This is a genomic window from Corynebacterium pseudokroppenstedtii (assembly GCF_019754945.1).
Classification (GTDB): domain Bacteria; phylum Actinomycetota; class Actinomycetes; order Mycobacteriales; family Mycobacteriaceae; genus Corynebacterium; species Corynebacterium pseudokroppenstedtii.
In genome coordinates this window covers 353,375-369,046 of the sequence record NZ_JAEUWU010000001.1, presented here as the reverse complement: position 1 = coordinate 369,046, position 15,672 = coordinate 353,375, and the positions used below count along the sequence as shown (strand labels likewise).

Below are 15,672 nucleotides of genomic sequence, written 5' to 3'. Positions count from 1 at the left end.
GCGTAAAGCTTGTCTTCGTGACGATGAGGCCCCTGACCATGACGAAATATTTGGTGAAGAAGCTAGGCGGATGGCTCGCCATCATCTTCATTGCCACTAACATCACATTCTTCCTTGCGACTGCATTCCTGGATCCCAAGTCAAACTATGTCGGCAGATGACCTCCGCTGCCAGAGGATCAAATTCAACGCACACTTCAGCCGCTAAATCTCTCTGATAACACCCCACTCTTCGAGCGGTGGTGGACATGGTTATCGAATATCTTGTTTCACTGGGACTGGGGAGAGTCTCCCCTCGGCGAGTCTGTTAACCAGCAGATTTCATTTCGTATTTGGGTCTCGGCAGAACTCCTTCTGCTAGCAACAGTGTTATCCGTCATCATCGGTGTCGCCATCGGCGTATATACCGCCAGTAATCAATACAAAATGGGCGATCGTATTTGGCAAGGAATTTCGATTGTCACCATGAACCTCCACATCGTTGTTGCATCGATTATCACGGTGGCCTTTGGTTTATGGGTCAACCGAATCACTGGTTCCCGAATTTTTTATGTCACCGGCGCATCGAAATATGGCGTCCACGGATTCTTTCCGACGCTCCTCGACTTTCTTCAACACGTCGCGCTACCGACGTTCTCACTCCTGTTGGTGAGTTACGCGGGCTACCACATGATGCAGCGATCCCTACTCCTCGATAACCTCAACGCCGACTATGTCCGCACGGCCCGGGCAAAAGGTCTGCCCCAGCGTAAAGCTATCCGGAAACACGCCTTGCGTACGTCGATTATTCCGGTGGCTACCTCAGTGGCGTTCTCCATTCCGGGGATTTTCACCGGCGCCATCATGACCGAGAAGATTTTCGCCTGGCAGGGAATGGGCGATTATTTCATTACAGCGTTATCGCACAATGACATATATGGAACCGTAGCCGTTGCCGCCTTCGGCGCTTTCACAACCGCGGTGGCAGCAATTCTCGCAGATATAACTGTCGTGATCTTAGATCCCCGGGTAAGGGTGAGTTAAATGGCTCAGCATAAAACTGCCTTATACGCGCGTCGTTTCGCACGAAACAAACTGGCCCTTATCGGCGTCGTGGGTTTTCTTATTTTGGTTTTCGCTTCGATCTTTGGACCATATATTTCGAAGTGGAGTTATGAGGAACCGGATTTTCTCCACCTTGCCTCTTCCCCCAGCGCTGAACACTGGTTTGGGACCTCAGACTCAGGAAATGACCTCTTCGCCCAGACAATCCACGGGTTAGGACGGTCACTCATTATCGCTGTGACAGTCTCCCTCGGTGTGTCTATTCTCTCCGCACTCATCGGATGTATCGCGGCACTCTTGGGTGGCATCGCGGAAAAGATCATTTTGACCTTCATCCACTTTATGTTGGCCATTCCCTCCTTCTTGATCATTGCTTTATTAGTGTCTGGTTCGGGTGGAGACTGGAAACTATTGATCTTAGTTCTGATCATTTTCGGATGGATTTATCCCGCCCGCGTCATTTGGTCCATGGCGTTATCAGTCAAACAGAATGACTATGTCAAAGCAGCCCAATATATGGGTGTCAACACTCCCCGCATCGTGATAAGGCACCTTATTCCCAATATTGGTTCGCTCTTAATTATTCAATTTGCACTCGGAGTTCCCGCGACGGTGATGACAGAAACCGGCTTGTCATTCCTCGGGCTAGGAGTGAAGCTCCCCGACGTGTCCCTGGGCACTTTGTTAACAGTCGGTACCGGAGCCGTCGACGCATCACCGTGGCAGTTCTACTTCCCGGCCCTGATTCTTACACTCCTGACAATTTCCATGGCGTTTATCGCTGACGGCCTGCGCGATGCTCTGGATCCCTATTCTGCTGCTGGAGGACATGTCTCATGACATCTGAAGCGTTGTCATCTACTCAGACGCGGTCGACTGAAAAAGCTGAAAAACCTATTCTCTCCGTCCGTGAACTCACCATTCGTTTCCCCTCCGAGGCGGGAACTGTTCACGCCGCCCGCGGCGTTGATTTCGACCTCTACCCGGGACGCACGCTCGGGATCGTCGGCGAATCGGGATCGGGTAAATCCGTCACTTCTCTAGCTGTCATGGGGCTTTTGCCCGATTCGGCGGCGATTTCCGGCTCAATCAAACTTGACGGCCGCGAGCTCATCGGCATGAACGATAAGGACATGAGCGCCATCCGCGGGAAAGACATCGGCATGATCTTCCAGGATCCGCTGTCGTCCCTCACCCCTGTGTTCAACGTCGGTGAACAAATCGTTGAGGCCATTCAATGCCATTCCTCCATGTCAAAGTCCGACGCCTGGAAGCGCGCTATTGAGCTACTCGATATGGTCGGTATTCCGGAACCGCACAAGCGTGTGAAAGCCTTTCCGCATGAGTTCTCCGGTGGTATGCGGCAGCGCGTCGTCATCGCCATTGCGATCGCTAATAATCCGCGCATACTTATTGCCGACGAGCCCACCACCGCTTTGGATGTCACCGTCCAGGCGCAGATTCTGGACCTGATCAAGGTGGCGCAGAGGGAAACAGGCGCGGCGACGATCATGATCACACACGATATGGGCGTCGTCGCGGAAACTGCCGACGATGTGCTTGTCATGTATGCCGGCCGCCCCGTGGAACGCGCCGATGTGTCGTCGATTTTTCACAACCCAAAGATGCCGTACACGATTGGGCTGCTGGAGTCGACTCCTCGTGTGGACAAGCAGTCAGGAGGAGCGCTCCCCACTATCCCTGGGCACCCGCCGATGCTGATCGATCTCCCACAAGGATGCCCCTTCGCGGCCCGCTGCCCCGTCGTTATCGACAAGTGTCGGGAAAAAGAACCTCTCGCGATTCCCCTCGACGATAAGCCCGACCACAACACAGCGTGCTTCCGCTCCCACGAAGTTGTTGATCAAATGATCGACAATACGAGGATGTATCCGCCTCCTGTCCTCGCCGATGACATTCTCGCCGGAACGCCACGGAACGAACGGTCGACAGTGTTGTCTGTGACGAACCTCCGCAAGGAGTTCCCGTTACTCAAAGGTGCCCTCGTTAAGCGCCGAGTGGGTACGGTTCACGCTGTTCGGGGCGTCGATATCGATATTAAACAAGGCGAATGCTTTGCGATCGTCGGTGAATCGGGATCCGGTAAAACAACCACACTCTTAGAGATCATGGATCTGAATCCGCCTGAAGGAACTGCGATCGAACTGTGCGGAGAATCCGCGGCTCGTTTCACTCGGAAGTCACGCCTGAAGGCTCGCCAGAATATTCAGATCGTCTTCCAGGACCCTATGGGTTCTCTCAACCCGCGCATGACGGTGCGCGAGATCATTACCGAGCCATTAAAGAGTCTTGGTTTCGACGGGGACGTTAACGAGCGCGTGACCGAGTTGATGAAGCTTGTTGGCCTCAACGCAGCACATATCGACCGCTTCCCCAGTGCGTTCTCTGGTGGTCAGCGGCAGCGCATTGGTCTTGCCCGTGCTCTGGCAACAAATCCTGCGCTCATCGTGCTGGACGAACCGGTATCGGCCCTCGACGTTTCGATTCAAGCCGGGATGATCAACCTTCTCGACGACCTCAAGCGTCGACTAGGACTTTCCTACCTGTTCGTCGCCCACGATCTGTCCGTCGTTCGACATATCAGCGATCGTGTCGCGGTGATGTACCAAGGAGAGTTCGTCGAACAGGGAAATACCGATGACATTTTCGACAACCCCCAGCACCCATATACGAAAAAGCTGTTGGCTGCTATCCCGATTCCGGATCCGCACGCAGCGCACGACCGGGCCGTCCACACTGTGGATGCCAAGTAGTGAGTGTCGTGGCCATGCATCGTGATCGAGTGATCCATCAACCCGCCACATCTTCGTCGGAAGGTAAAACCGTGAACGTCCCCTTACTCGCGCCTCTGCGGCACTCCGTTCGACACGCACGCCGGCGCGTGCGCGCGAAGGTCATCATGGCCCTCGTCGTGATTGTTTCGACATCAAGCATGTCCCTGACTGCCTGCGGTTATAACGATGACGCTGACGGCTCTAACCGAGGATATGACCAAATTGCCGACTACAAACCGACGAGCCGAGACCAAATAAAAGATGGTGGTCATCTCAATTTAGCTATTGACGAATTAACGACCCAAGAGAATCCTTTCCATGGTGACGGTACCGCGTACACCACCACGATATGGTCGTATTACAACCCTCAATTGGCTATGTACACCCCGCGTGGTGAGTTCTCTCCGAACCATGACTATGTGACTGATATCAAGGAAGACACAAGTTCTGGCAAGACGGTTCTGACCTACACCATCAATCCGCGTGCTGTGTACAACGACGGCACACCGATTGACTGGCGCGCCTTTGAAAACACGTGGAAAGCAAACAACGGGACTGATGAGGATTACATCCCCTCCTCCACCGACGGATACAAGCTCATCGAATCTGTTACCCCCGGCGAGAATGATAAACAAGCAGTAGTGACGTTCTCCCAGGTTTATCCCTGGTGGAAAGGACTATTCAACATCCTGCTTCCCCCACAAGTTTCGGATGCGAAGAAGTTCAATAACGCATATAAAAGCGCTCTGCATCCGGAATGGGGCGCTGGGCCCTATACCGTTGACCACGTCAACTTTAAAAAAGGCGAAGTCGTCTTTAAACGGAACGATAAGTGGTGGGGCGATAAAGGAAAACTCGATTCCATTACGTTCCGGCAAATGGAACCACAGGCCTCGATCAATGCCTTGCGTGCCGGTGAAATCGACGCTACCTCGGTGGGTAGCCGTGAGCGGCTCAAAACCGCAGAAAAGATGGGCAAACTTGTCGACATTCGTACCGGGGCCGCACCGTTTACATCGCTGATCACTCTCAATGCGAAGTCAGATATTCTCTCCGACATTAATGTGCGTAAGGCGGTCATGACGGGAATTGATCGGTCACAGCTCGCGACCATCAGGTTCAACGGCATGGGGTACTCGGAGAAACTGCCTGGTTCGTTCCAGCTCTTCAGCCGTCAGAAGGGATATGACGACAACTTCGGTGCCGTCGTGAAGTTCAATAAAGACGAAGCACAACAGATACTCGAACAGGATGGGTGGAAACCTGGGTCCGACGGTGTCCGGAGGAAAGACGGTAAGAAACTGCAGCTGAAATATGTGCTGCTTGGCGATGACAGCCTCTCTCGGGCAACGGCCCAAGCAACACAAAAGATGATGTCCGATATCGGTGTGCAGCTATCGATCCAGGAACGGCCAAGCTCGGAGTTTTCCGACGTTGTTACGCGTCGTGACTTCGACATGTTCCCGATGGGATTTAGCCAGTCGGACCCGTATGGCGTCGCGTATTTCCAGCAGACCTATGCCTCTGATTCTCAGCTGAATCGATCCGGAACTGGTACCGCAGAGATGGATGAAAAGATTAATGAGCTGCAGAAACTTCCCACCGAAGATGAACAAATCCGTCGGGCCAATGAACTCGAAAAAGAGGCGTTCGCGCGGTACGGGATTATGCCGGTGACCAATGGGCCATCCATTACTGCAGCTAATCCGGACCTCGTTAACTTCGGCCCTAAGTTCTTCGGCAGTGTCAAACTGCAGGACATCGGTTGGAAGAAGAAGTAGGGGCTCGCGGTAGGACCCGTGCTGGGGCCTGTGCGAAGCTAACCCCTACAGTACGAGTGCTATGCCGACACCAAGGGTAACGAGCTGCTCAGTCTTCCCGACCCGCTTTGGCGTCCACTTCCCACCATTGTGCGCCGAGTGGGGTACTGCCCAACTGCGAAACAGTGATATGGCGGCCGCGACTACAAGCAACCAGGTTCCCACGGTCCACCACAGACCTGTATAGGGCGAGAATCCTGTGACAACCCCACATGAAGCTAAGACAGCAAACACAAGGGAAATAAGAACAAATACCGCGTGATATCCGACACTAAACGTCAAATAGCGCGGGTTGTTGCGCTCACGAATCATCGTTTTGACATAAATAATCGTGCCCGTGAAGTAGATGCCCAACATGAGTGCCCACCACCACGCGATTCCGTTAATACTCCCCCGGATCGTGTGGTCGGCCACGGGAACCATTAAAACGGACGCAACCACCGTCGCTATACCTGAAAGCAAAGAACGAGGGCGTTTTCTGACGACTTCCCACAGAGCAACACCCATAACAATGGCGAACACAGGTGCCCACAGCAACAGGCTCGGACGAAGCACCACAGTAATGAGCGCTGCCACGAGCGTAATTGCGCAATACGTAGCCGTCGCTACAAAAGCCTTCTGTTTACGCTCGGATGACTGGCCGTTCCGCGATGGCGGTATCTTAACCCAGAGCCCCCACGCGAAAAACGCAAAATAGGCGACGACCCAGGCTATTAATAACACCACCGACCGGGCTACCCCCATGATCACTGCACCGGCCGATGATGAGTCATTCACCAAAGTACAAATGCCTAAGCCCATTCCCATGATGATGGGAAGCAGAAGCATTGCCCACGCCCCATGTTGGTTAGGTACCCAGGGACTAACTGCACGTGCCATGCGAATTAGTGTATAACCGTTAGCCGAGCCTTAACAAGAAGCTGGAAAGTACATGGGAGGACCCATTAAAGGCGACCCACTCTGGTTATCCCAGAGCGGTTATTAGCCAAAATTAGTCGTCGACGGGAACCAGCGAGATCTTCCCGCGGTTGTCGATATCGGCGATCTCGACCTCGAGTTTGTCGCCGACGTTGACGACGTCCTCGACCTTCTCGATGCGTTTCTTGCCACCGAGCTTCGAGATGTGCACGAGCCCATCTCGGTTGGGAAGGATTGACACGAACGCCCCGAATGCCGTGGTCTTCACCACAGTGCCCAAGAATCGCTCCCCTACCTTCGGCAATTGAGGATTGGCAATCTCGTTAATCCGGTCGACCGCAGCATCAGCGGAGCCACCGGAGGTTGCGGAAATGAACACAGTACCGTCGTCCTCGATGGACACACGGGCACCGGTATCTTCCGTGATCTGGTTAATGTTCTTGCCCTTCGGGCCGATCACTTCACCGATCTTCGAGACCGGCACAGAGATCGTCGTGATGCGCGGTGCATAGTCACTCATCGGGTCGGGCTCATCAATAACCTCAGCCATCGTGTTGAGGATCTCGAGCCGAGCCTCGCGAGCCTGCTTCAGCGCGCCGGCAAGAACATCCGACGGAATGCCGTCGAGCTTGGTATCCAGCTGGAGTGCGGTAATGAAGTCTTCCGTGCCCGCGACCTTGAAGTCCATATCGCCGAACGCATCTTCAGCACCCAAGATGTCCGTGAGGGTGACGTATGTCATCTTCCCCTTGACTTCGCCGGACACCAGGCCCATTGCGATACCTGCGACCGGAGCCTTCAGCGGAACACCAGCGTTGTACAGGGACAACGTCGACGCGCACACCGACCCCATTGAGGTGGAACCGTTAGAGCCCAATGCCTCTGAAACCTGACGGATGGTGTACGGGAAGTCATCGCGCGACGGGATCATCGGCTTCAGAGCACGTTCTGCCAACGCACCATGCCCAATCTCACGACGCTTCGGGGAACCAACACGGCCCGTCTCACCGGTGGAATACGGCGGGAAGTTGTAGTGGTGGATGTAGCGACGGTGATCAACAGGGCCCAAGGAGTCAACCTGCTGCTCCATCTTCAGCGTGTCCAGCGTCGTTACGCCGAGGATCTGCGTTTCACCACGCTGGAACAGTGACGAGCCGTGGGCACGAGGAACAAGATCGACCTCAACATCGAGATCTCGAATATCCTCGACGCCACGACCATCGATGCGGAAGCCGTCGGCCAAAATACGCGACCGGACGACCTCTTTGGTCACGGCGTTATGAGCAGCACGGATCTCGGCTTCACGCTCCGGGAACTCTTCGAGCAACGCCTCAACCGTGTCATCCATGTCCGACGAGAGGGCTTCATCGCGCTCCTGCTTATCGGCAATGGACATGATGTCACTGATGCGGCCTTTGGCCTCAGAATCGACAGCGGCCAAAACGTCGGCACCATAGGGCGGGAACAGAGGAAATTCCTCGGTCTCCGGATCCACAGCCTGACGAAGAGCCTGCTGAGCGCCACATAGTTCAGCAATGAACGGCTTTGCTGCCTCAATTCCCTCCGCGACGACGGACTCGGTGGGTGCAGGCGCACCATCATTGACACGCTCGACGACGGTTTCCGTCGCTCCCGCTTCCACCATCATGATCGCAACATTGTCGGTCTTCTTCCGGGGACTCGACTTGCGACCGCGACGACGTCCCTTGCGTGGCTTCTCCGGGACCTGTTCGTCGGTCAAACGGCCGGCAACGACCATCTCAAACAACGCGGACTCGTGCTGTTCGCGGGTGGGGAATGCAACCCACTGACCATCCTCATGATCGTCGTCGACGATGAGAGCCATTCTCACGCCACCGACCGGGCCCGACACGGGCAAGCCCGAAAGCTGGGTCGACGCCGACGCCGCGTTGATCGCGACGACGTCGTACATGTCTTTGGGGTCCAAGGACATCACGGTGACGATGACCTGGACCTCGTTGCGCAGCCCTTTCACGAAGGTGGGGCGCAACGGGCGGTCGATCAGGCGGCACGCCAAAATAGCGTCGGTGCCTGGGCGGCCTTCCCGGCGGAAGAAAGAGCCAGGAATACGGCCAGCGGCGTACATGCGCTCTTCCACATCAACAGTCAACGGGAAGAAATCGAAGCCCTCGCGGGGTTTGGATGATGCGGTCGTCGTCGACAACATCATGGTGTCTTCGTCGAGATACGCGACGACGGAGCCATTTGCCTGGCGAGCTAGTTGTCCGGTCTCTAATCGAATAGTACGTGAGCCGAAGTCGCCATTGTCAATCGTGGCTTCGACAGAATGGGTGCCAAACTCTTCGTCATAAAAAACGGAGTGATTATTGGTCATAAAAGGGGGAATCCGTCCTTCTCTATGGGTGCCCCGGGCGATCATCGGTGTCGCCAACGAGAAATCTCTTCTTCATATATCTTCAGGCGACCTCATCTTAGCAGGTGAAACCTGGAAGAGCAGGACAACGGGGTATGAACACGCCGAGCTACCTCTACGGGAGGCTTCATTACCGATACCACAATCATGTCCGAGCACCGCCGACGAGCTCCAGATATGAAAAACTCGGCCCCGCCGCACTGTGCAGAACCGAGTCAGAATGGCCGACGCCGTAATTAACGGCGGAGGCCCAAACGAGCAATCAGGTTACGGTAACGATCGACGTTGTTAGCAGCCAAGTACTTCAACAGACGCTTACGACGACCGACCAAGAGCATAAGGCCACGACGTGAGTGGTGATCGTGCTTGTGCTCACGAAGGTGCTCCGTCAGCTGACGAATGCGCTCGGTCAACAAGGCAACCTGAGCCTCGGTTGAACCGGTGTCGGTCTCATGAAGACCGAACTCGGAAAGGATTTCTTTTTTCTTTGCAGCGGACAAAGCCATAGGAAAACTCCTAAAATTGAGGTCGTTATTTCAGTCCGTATGCGCCGTGCCGCAAAGAGGCACAGCTTTCACAACTGCAACGGACCGCAGTTGATACTCGGACGAGGCTACCACATGTTCGGAATGGACCCGAAATACCATCTGACAGGGCCCAAACCACGGGAATACAAAACCGAGGAATACTGAAGCGCCGGACTCTTGCTCCAGTTTTCCGAGCCTATTTACGAGCCGTCATCGCCCGTACCGCGTCAACGTCGCGGTGCATGGCAGCAAGGAGCTCGTCAACACCCGAAAATGTTTCCATACCCCGGACGTAACCAATGAACTCGACCGTCGCATACAGCCCGTACAAATCCGCGTGCCTATCCAGCACAAAAGACTCAACCGACCGACGATCGTCGTTAAATGTCGGGTTCATACCCACAGAAATGGCGGTCGGATACCGGACTCCCGGCTCCATGTCTCCATCGACGGTCTCACCAGGATCAATTGTGAACCAGCCGGCATAGACGCCATCTGCAGGCAGCGCGCGCTCCGGGCTGATATAGAGATTGGCCGTGGGGTAGCCCAGTTCTCGGCCACCGCGCCCGGCGCCGTGCTCGACCTCGCCATAGACGGAATATGGGCGCCCGAGAGCCCACGCGGCCTCGTCAACATGCCCTTGATCGAGTTGAGAGCGAATGAATGTCGAGGAAATCGTATGGCCGTCCTCGCTCAAGAGCGGGACGATGTCCACATCGCAGCCATACCGAGGCCCCTCGGTTTCCAGTGTCTGAGACGTCCCTGCCGCTTTGTGACCAAAGGTGAAGTTCTCGCCAACCACGATGGCTTTGGCATGAAGCTGATGGACAAGCACCTGCTCGATGTACTCAGTGGGGCTCAAGGCGGCCAAGCTCCGCGTGAAATCAACGGTCAGGAAGTAGTCCACGCCCAGCTCTTCCGCCATCGCTTGACGGTCCTTCAGACTCCCCAAGAGTCGTGGGGTACGTTCCGGTGCGAACACCTTGACCGGGTGGGGTTCGAATGTCATCAACACGCAGGGAACATCTAGTTCACGAGCACGACGGACAGCAGTACCGATAAGCCGACGATGCCCACGATGAACACCATCGAACACACCAATAGTGACGACGGACGCGTCGAGGGACTGCGGTATGTTATCCAACCCGTGCCAAATATCCACGTGAATAGCGTACGTCACAGGGGCGAAGTTCTGCGATACGGCCCCGATATAAACAAGAGTGCCGACGTCCCCGCCGCGGCTTACGGTCCCCGCCCCATAGTCCTCTCAGCCTCATGATCCTTCGCGCTCCATGAGGAAGACGTCAACTACGCTAAACCCCGTGAATGCCTCAGAGAACCCCGGCCAGTCCTCTACACCACGTCCACGTACGCAGCGTCCGCGCGGCGAAACATCACACACCGCCAGTTCGTCGACGCATTCATCGGTGCTGGACCGCTCTGGCATTGTCATCGTCGATAAGCCCGCAGGAATGACGAGCCATGATGTTGTCTCGGCGATGCGCCGCCTGGTGCGGACGCGCAAGGTTGGGCACGCTGGAACGCTCGATCCGGCGGCCACCGGCGTCTTGATCCTTGGAATTGAGCGCGGCACAAAATTTATGACGCACTTAGTGGCGAACACGAAGTCGTACGACGCCACAATCCGCCTAGGTTTCGCCACCACAACCGACGATGCGGAAGGCGAACCGATCCCCTATCCCTATGACTCTGAGGAGAATTCCAGCCAAGCAACAGCGCGTCCCCTCATTAGCCCGGCCACTCGCGAGCGCCTGTCAGTGTTGCTTTCTGAACCCGAGCGGATAGAACGGGCCCGCGAGCAACTCACCGGCGATATCATGCAAAGGCCGAGCAGCGTGAGTGCCATCAAACTGGACGGACGTCGTGCCTATGACCGTGTTCGGTCTGGGGAGACAGTCTCTCTTCCCCCGCGGCCCGTCACCGTCTCGACCTTTGATATTCGCAACGTGAGAACGGCGACTATCGATAATGGCGATGACAACAATGGCGAAGAGGATGTCATCGTGATCGACCTCGACGTTACTGTCGATTGTTCTTCGGGCACGTATATTCGCGCGCTCGCGAGGGACTTGGGCGAAATACTGGGAGTCGGAGGACATCTGACGGCACTTCGTCGCACGCGCGTCGGCTCTTTTAGTCTCGACGACGCCAGAACACTCGACCAATTGCGCGACGAGCAGTCCCTAGCCGAGCAGCGGATCCGCGACAAACAGGTGACTGGCGAAACTCCACGGGCATCGCTCAGCTATTCCCTCGACCAGGCCATCACCCGGTCCTTCCCTATCCGACACTTAAGTGACGACGAAGCCAGCGCGGTCTCCATGGGGAAGCGTATTCCTGCGTCGGATCTGAAGGATGTCTACGCGGGGGTGTCAGCCGATGGACACGCTATAGCTTTAATGAAGAACGATGGGAAGATAGCGAAAACGGTGTTCGTCGCCCGCCCGGCAACCTTGTCATAAACGCACCTTGTCATGAACGTCACCGCGGGCGGCGATCAAGCTAGGCGATCGACGTAATCCACGTACTTGTCACGACGTACCCTGAGCCGACCATCCATCGCCCCGGTATCGTCCGGGGCACCACTCCACTAGCCACATCATGATGGACGAATGCAGTTAATGTTCCGTCGCGGTGGAGTTCAATGTCTGCCTGGGAAAAATCGAGGAAGACGCGGGCTAACGGGAACCACGATTTATACAGCGCCTCTTTCGCAGAGAAGACCACTGTTTCCAAGATCTTTTCTGCCGGAAACAACTGTAGATCTCCCTCGTGGTGCCGCACGTGGTGTTGCCCGTGTTGGTGTAGAGCATCGATATGTTGCAGGTCGCGAGGGGTAAGAACAGCATCGGACACACCGTCAAGTAGCGGCTTGGCTACTTCCGCATCCACGCCGACGGACTTCAGCGTATCTGTTCGCGCGACGACCGCTGCACGGAAACCGGTCGTGTGAGTTAGCGATCCGCCGACGCCGCGCGGAAAGAGAGGCATTCCGCGCTCGCCTTTCCCGATGACAGTATCAGCGTGGTCATGCCCGGTGAGATCCGTTAAAGCGTTTCTGGCGCACGCGCGTGCATCAGCGAATTGCGCCCGCCTGAGCGGCACAGCGTCGCTAACATAAGCGCGTTCTTGGGGATGCAAATTGTGCCAATTCCTGCTGCTGATGGGCGGCCACTGCGCGTTGCGTGACGGCTGCGTCGGCTCAGAAACAAGCAATTCAGACCAAGCACAGCCGTCGGGAAAGAACCCCATCGGGATCACTGCGCGCCCACCCGGGCCCAGTTTCCGCGGAGGAATCGGAGCGTGGTCGTCGCCAAGCGGAACAAGAAGAAGGTGATAAGACCCCACCAAACACCAACCAGTCCCCAACTTTGGCTCAGGGAAATCCAGGTCAGCGGCAGGAAGCCCACTAGGGCCGACACGAGGGTGGCGTTACGGAGGAAGATGGCGTCGCCGGCACCGAGCAAAATCCCGTCGAGGGCGAAAACAAAACCGCCCAGAAGGACCAGAACAACCAGCTGCCACCACGGACCCGACATCGCGTCGAGCACACTCTCCGAATGGGTGAATTGGCGGGGAATCCAGTAGTACCCCGCGGACATGCCACCGGCGAGAACCACGGCGAAGAGCGACGACCACTTAATGATGGATCGCCCCACGGCCTTCGCATTAGTCGACTGTCCTGCCCCGAGAGCAGCGCCGACAAACGCCTGCGCGGCAATAGCCAACGAATCGAGAACCATGGTTAGGAAGTTCCACAGCTGCAATAAAATCTGGTGGGCTGCCAGCGATGCTGCGCCGAAACGACCAGCAACAGCGGCCGCCGAGATAAAGGAAAGTTGGAAACTCAGTGAGCGTGCGATCAGGTCACGCCCCATCACCAATTGGTCTTTCATAATCGACCATCGCGGTTTCCACGAATTCTCGTACTTGCTGTTCTCCCGTATTAGGCAGACGAGGAAGCACAATGAGGTAATAGTCTCACCCGTGACATTGGCCAGGGCGGAACCGACAATCCCCAACCGCATCACCAATATCGGCACCAGGATAAGTGCTGGGCCAACTCCCGCCAAGGTGAAATACAGAGGGTACCTAGCATTTTGGACCGCCCTCAGCCAACCGTTACCCGCCATTGTCATGAGAGTCAGGGGCACCGCTGGCGACGCCACGCGCAGCCATCTCGTCGCCTCTCGCCCTACCCCGGGATCATCGGCCAGCCAGTTTGTCAATACCGGAGCCAGGATCCAAATCACCGCAGCTAAGGTGATTCCTACGAAGACAGCGATCCATGTCGACTGCACGCCTTCTTGAATCGACTTATCCCGTCGGCCTGCACCATAAAAACGCCCCGCGCGAGCAGTCGTCCCATAGGACAAAAAAGTCAGCTGAGTGGTGACTTGGGCAAGAATGGTCGTTGCTGCAGCAAGAGCAGCCAAATCCGTCTTACCTAACCGCCCCACCACGGCCGTATCAAATAAGAGATAAATAGGGGTGGCCGCCAGGACACCCAGAGATGGAAGAGCGATCGATAAGATCTTCCAAACACCAACCCCGTCGCCATTCCTGCCGGAATCGACAGAATGATCGACGTTATCACTACTCATCGACCGTTTTTCTCCTCTTGGTTCACACACTGTCGAAAAGCATCCACAAAACCGTCCCGAGTGCCTTGCCAGGTTAAACCAGCGGCCTGTGCATGGCCCCCGCCCCCTAACTCTTCTGCCACCCGTGCGACATTAACCGCACCACGGGACCGCAGCGACACCACAATCTCGCCCGGCCGATATTCCTTCAAAACCATGGCGACCTCGGCCTCCGACGCTGTCCTAACCACGTCGATAACTGATTCGACATCGCATTCAACAGCCTCTTGAGCTTGGCTGTCGGTGACAACACCCCACACCAACCCACGGCCGTTCACTGCCGACGGCTCATACACCAGGTCGGACAACACGGCACCCAACATCCGCAGATACGGAACGGAGTGGTCATCAATTAACGACGACGAGATGCTCCGTGTATCAATTCCCGTTGAAACCAGCCGATGGGCCGTCGCGAATTGGCTGGGGCCACCCCAGCGGAAGCACTCCGTATCGGTCACAAGACCGGCGTAGAGTGCCGTCGCCATGGTCCGGTCAATCGTTTCCGAATACATGTCGCACAAGGACGTGAGCATGCTCGTCGTGGAATCGGCGTCCGCATGGACCCAGTTAATGCTGCCAAAATTGGTAGCGGTCTCATGGTGATCAATCACCAAGGAGCGCCCTTTCTCTGTGGCGCGCTCGACCATCTCGACGGCGACTCCGCACCGATCAAGGGAAGCCGTGTCAACGCACACCACCGCAATGGGATCACGCGGGATGTCCTCAAGGGGGACGTACACATCCTCCGTATTCAGAACAGAGAAAGCAGACGACGGCACTCCACCGTCGGCGTCCACGGCCACAGCAGTGCCGCCCCATCGACGGATGAGATGGACAAGAGCGCAGGCCGACCCGACAGTATCCGCGTCGGGGCGCACGTGACTGATCACAACGCAGGGGTGCAGAGCGCGTTCATCGTCGGCAAGAGCATGAGACTCCCAGGCCATGGCCTGCAAGAATACCCATGCGTCCCGATCTGTCACCGGCAGCCCGCGTGGGATGAATGCTGAATCGTTACCATCCATCCGCTTCGCTCTCAGGACGTCCCTCGTGCGTCGAGGTTTTGTACGGATTGGCGTCCCCAGCTGGGGTTGCTCCTTCAGCTTGACGCGCCACTTCCTGGTCCCGCTGCCGAGCCTGAGCCAAAAGCTCCTCTAAGCGGGCACTCGTTTCGGGGACAGTGTCAAGGGTGAATGTTAAGGTCGGAGTGAACCGAACTCCCAGCTGGTCCCCCACGGCTTTCCGTAGTTGACCGCGTGCCCGGTGAAGTGCTTCGGCCGCTTGTTCACGGTCGGGTTCCTCGTCGAGAGTGCGCCCACGGACCGTGTAAAAAACGGTAGCGTCGTGTAAATCGCCGGTGAGCTGGGTATCGGTGATGGTAACGAGCTCTAAACGGCGGTCCTTCACACTATGTTCGATGGTGTTCGCCACGATAGTTTGGATGCGCTTAGCCATGCGCGCAGCGCGAGCGCGATCAGCCATTAGAAAAACTCCCTCCATTATCTACGTG

Annotated in this window: 12 protein-coding genes and 1 pseudogene; 5 read left to right on the top strand and 8 right to left on the bottom strand. The window is 56.2% G+C overall.

Annotated features, from left to right (window positions below):
* Nucleotides 1-38: 38 nt before the first annotated feature.
* The 4 genes and pseudogenes from JMN36_RS01535 to JMN36_RS01520 all read left to right on the top strand — a co-directional run bounded on the left by JMN36_RS01535 (nt 39) and on the right by JMN36_RS01520 (nt 5,619).
* Nucleotides 39-1,022 (top strand): annotated as a pseudogene (locus tag JMN36_RS01535) (ABC transporter permease).
* Nucleotides 1,023-1,883, top strand: a complete 861-nt coding sequence (locus JMN36_RS01530) for an ABC transporter permease (protein ID WP_204087082.1) — start codon at nt 1,023-1,025, stop codon at nt 1,881-1,883.
* Entirely contained in the window at nt 1,880-3,817 is a 1,938-nt protein-coding gene (locus tag JMN36_RS01525) for an ABC transporter ATP-binding protein (protein WP_204087083.1), read from the top strand. Before JMN36_RS01530 ends, JMN36_RS01525 begins: the two co-directional genes overlap by 4 nt.
* 14 nt (nt 3,818-3,831) lie before the next feature.
* Entirely contained in the window at nt 3,832-5,619 is a 1,788-nt protein-coding gene (locus JMN36_RS01520) for an ABC transporter family substrate-binding protein (protein WP_236883130.1), read from the top strand.
* A 45-nt stretch (nt 5,620-5,664) separates the two neighbouring features.
* Here JMN36_RS01520 and JMN36_RS01515 read toward each other — a convergent pair whose 3' ends face one another.
* The 4 genes from JMN36_RS01515 to JMN36_RS01500 form a co-directional block, all read right to left on the bottom strand.
* Complete coding sequence (locus JMN36_RS01515) at nt 5,665-6,537, bottom strand: YwiC-like family protein (RefSeq protein ID WP_204087084.1); 873 nt, start codon at nt 6,535-6,537, stop codon at nt 5,665-5,667.
* Nucleotides 6,538-6,649: 112 nt separating this feature from the next.
* Complete coding sequence (locus JMN36_RS01510) at nt 6,650-8,932, bottom strand: polyribonucleotide nucleotidyltransferase (RefSeq protein ID WP_236881796.1); 2,283 nt, start codon at nt 8,930-8,932, stop codon at nt 6,650-6,652.
* Between the two features lie 275 nt (nt 8,933-9,207).
* Nucleotides 9,208-9,477 (bottom strand): 30S ribosomal protein S15, encoded by a 270-nt coding sequence (rpsO, locus tag JMN36_RS01505; protein WP_012731767.1) that lies wholly within the window; start codon nt 9,475-9,477, stop codon nt 9,208-9,210.
* A 217-nt stretch (nt 9,478-9,694) separates the two neighbouring features.
* Nucleotides 9,695-10,660 (bottom strand): bifunctional riboflavin kinase/FAD synthetase, encoded by a 966-nt coding sequence (locus JMN36_RS01500; RefSeq protein ID WP_204087085.1) that lies wholly within the window; start codon nt 10,658-10,660, stop codon nt 9,695-9,697.
* A 310-nt stretch (nt 10,661-10,970) separates the two neighbouring features.
* Here JMN36_RS01500 and JMN36_RS01495 point away from each other — a divergent pair, with 310 nt between their 5' ends.
* Nucleotides 10,971-11,981 carry a tRNA pseudouridine synthase B gene (locus tag JMN36_RS01495; RefSeq protein WP_221923817.1) on the top strand — a complete coding sequence of 337 codons (1,011 nt, stop codon included), beginning with the start codon at nt 10,971-10,973 and terminating at the stop codon, nt 11,979-11,981.
* A 40-nt stretch (nt 11,982-12,021) separates the two neighbouring features.
* On the opposite strand, the gene JMN36_RS01490 is transcribed toward JMN36_RS01495, so the two are convergent.
* Genes JMN36_RS01490 through rbfA form a run of 4 tightly spaced genes read right to left on the bottom strand, consistent with a single transcriptional unit; the run spans nt 12,022 to nt 15,644 of the window.
* The gene (locus JMN36_RS01490; RefSeq protein WP_204087086.1) at nt 12,022-12,771 is read right to left on the bottom strand and encodes a 4'-phosphopantetheinyl transferase family protein; all 750 of its coding nucleotides are present in this window, start codon (nt 12,769-12,771) and stop codon (nt 12,022-12,024) included.
* 5 nt (nt 12,772-12,776) lie between these two features.
* Nucleotides 12,777-14,123, bottom strand: coding sequence for an MATE family efflux transporter (locus tag JMN36_RS01485; protein ID WP_236883129.1), 1,347 nt, complete (start codon nt 14,121-14,123; stop codon nt 12,777-12,779).
* The gene (locus tag JMN36_RS01480) at nt 14,120-15,187 is read right to left on the bottom strand and encodes a DHH family phosphoesterase (RefSeq protein ID WP_204087087.1); all 1,068 of its coding nucleotides are present in this window, start codon (nt 15,185-15,187) and stop codon (nt 14,120-14,122) included. The genes JMN36_RS01485 and JMN36_RS01480 overlap by 4 nt, the downstream gene beginning before the upstream one ends.
* Entirely contained in the window at nt 15,177-15,644 is a 468-nt protein-coding gene (gene rbfA / locus JMN36_RS01475; protein ID WP_204087088.1) for a 30S ribosome-binding factor RbfA, read from the bottom strand. Before rbfA ends, JMN36_RS01480 begins: the two co-directional genes overlap by 11 nt.
* Between the last annotated feature and the right edge of the window lie 28 nt (nt 15,645-15,672).

Excerpts from the sequence above, each read along its gene's own strand:
- JMN36_RS01530 (WP_204087082.1), top strand. The coding sequence starts at position 1,023 with ATGGCTCAGCATAAAACTGCCTTATACGCGCGTCGTTTCGCACGAAAC.
- JMN36_RS01525 (WP_204087083.1), top strand. The coding sequence starts at position 1,880 with ATGACATCTGAAGCGTTGTCATCTACTCAGACGCGGTCGACTGAAAAA.
- JMN36_RS01520 (WP_236883130.1), top strand. The coding sequence starts at position 3,832 with ATGCATCGTGATCGAGTGATCCATCAACCCGCCACATCTTCGTCGGAA.
- JMN36_RS01515 (WP_204087084.1), bottom strand. The coding sequence starts at position 6,537 with ATGGCACGTGCAGTTAGTCCCTGGGTACCTAACCAACATGGGGCGTGG.
- JMN36_RS01510 (WP_236881796.1), bottom strand. The coding sequence starts at position 8,932 with ATGACCAATAATCACTCCGTTTTTTATGACGAAGAGTTTGGCACCCAT.
- rpsO (WP_012731767.1), bottom strand. The coding sequence starts at position 9,477 with ATGGCTTTGTCCGCTGCAAAGAAAAAAGAAATCCTTTCCGAGTTCGGT.
- JMN36_RS01495 (WP_221923817.1), top strand. The coding sequence starts at position 10,971 with ATGACGAGCCATGATGTTGTCTCGGCGATGCGCCGCCTGGTGCGGACG.
- JMN36_RS01490 (WP_204087086.1), bottom strand. The coding sequence starts at position 12,771 with ATGGGGTTCTTTCCCGACGGCTGTGCTTGGTCTGAATTGCTTGTTTCT.
- JMN36_RS01485 (WP_236883129.1), bottom strand. The coding sequence starts at position 14,123 with ATGAGTAGTGATAACGTCGATCATTCTGTCGATTCCGGCAGGAATGGC.
- JMN36_RS01480 (WP_204087087.1), bottom strand. The coding sequence starts at position 15,187 with ATGGATGGTAACGATTCAGCATTCATCCCACGCGGGCTGCCGGTGACA.
- rbfA (WP_204087088.1), bottom strand. The coding sequence starts at position 15,644 with ATGGCTGATCGCGCTCGCGCTGCGCGCATGGCTAAGCGCATCCAAACT.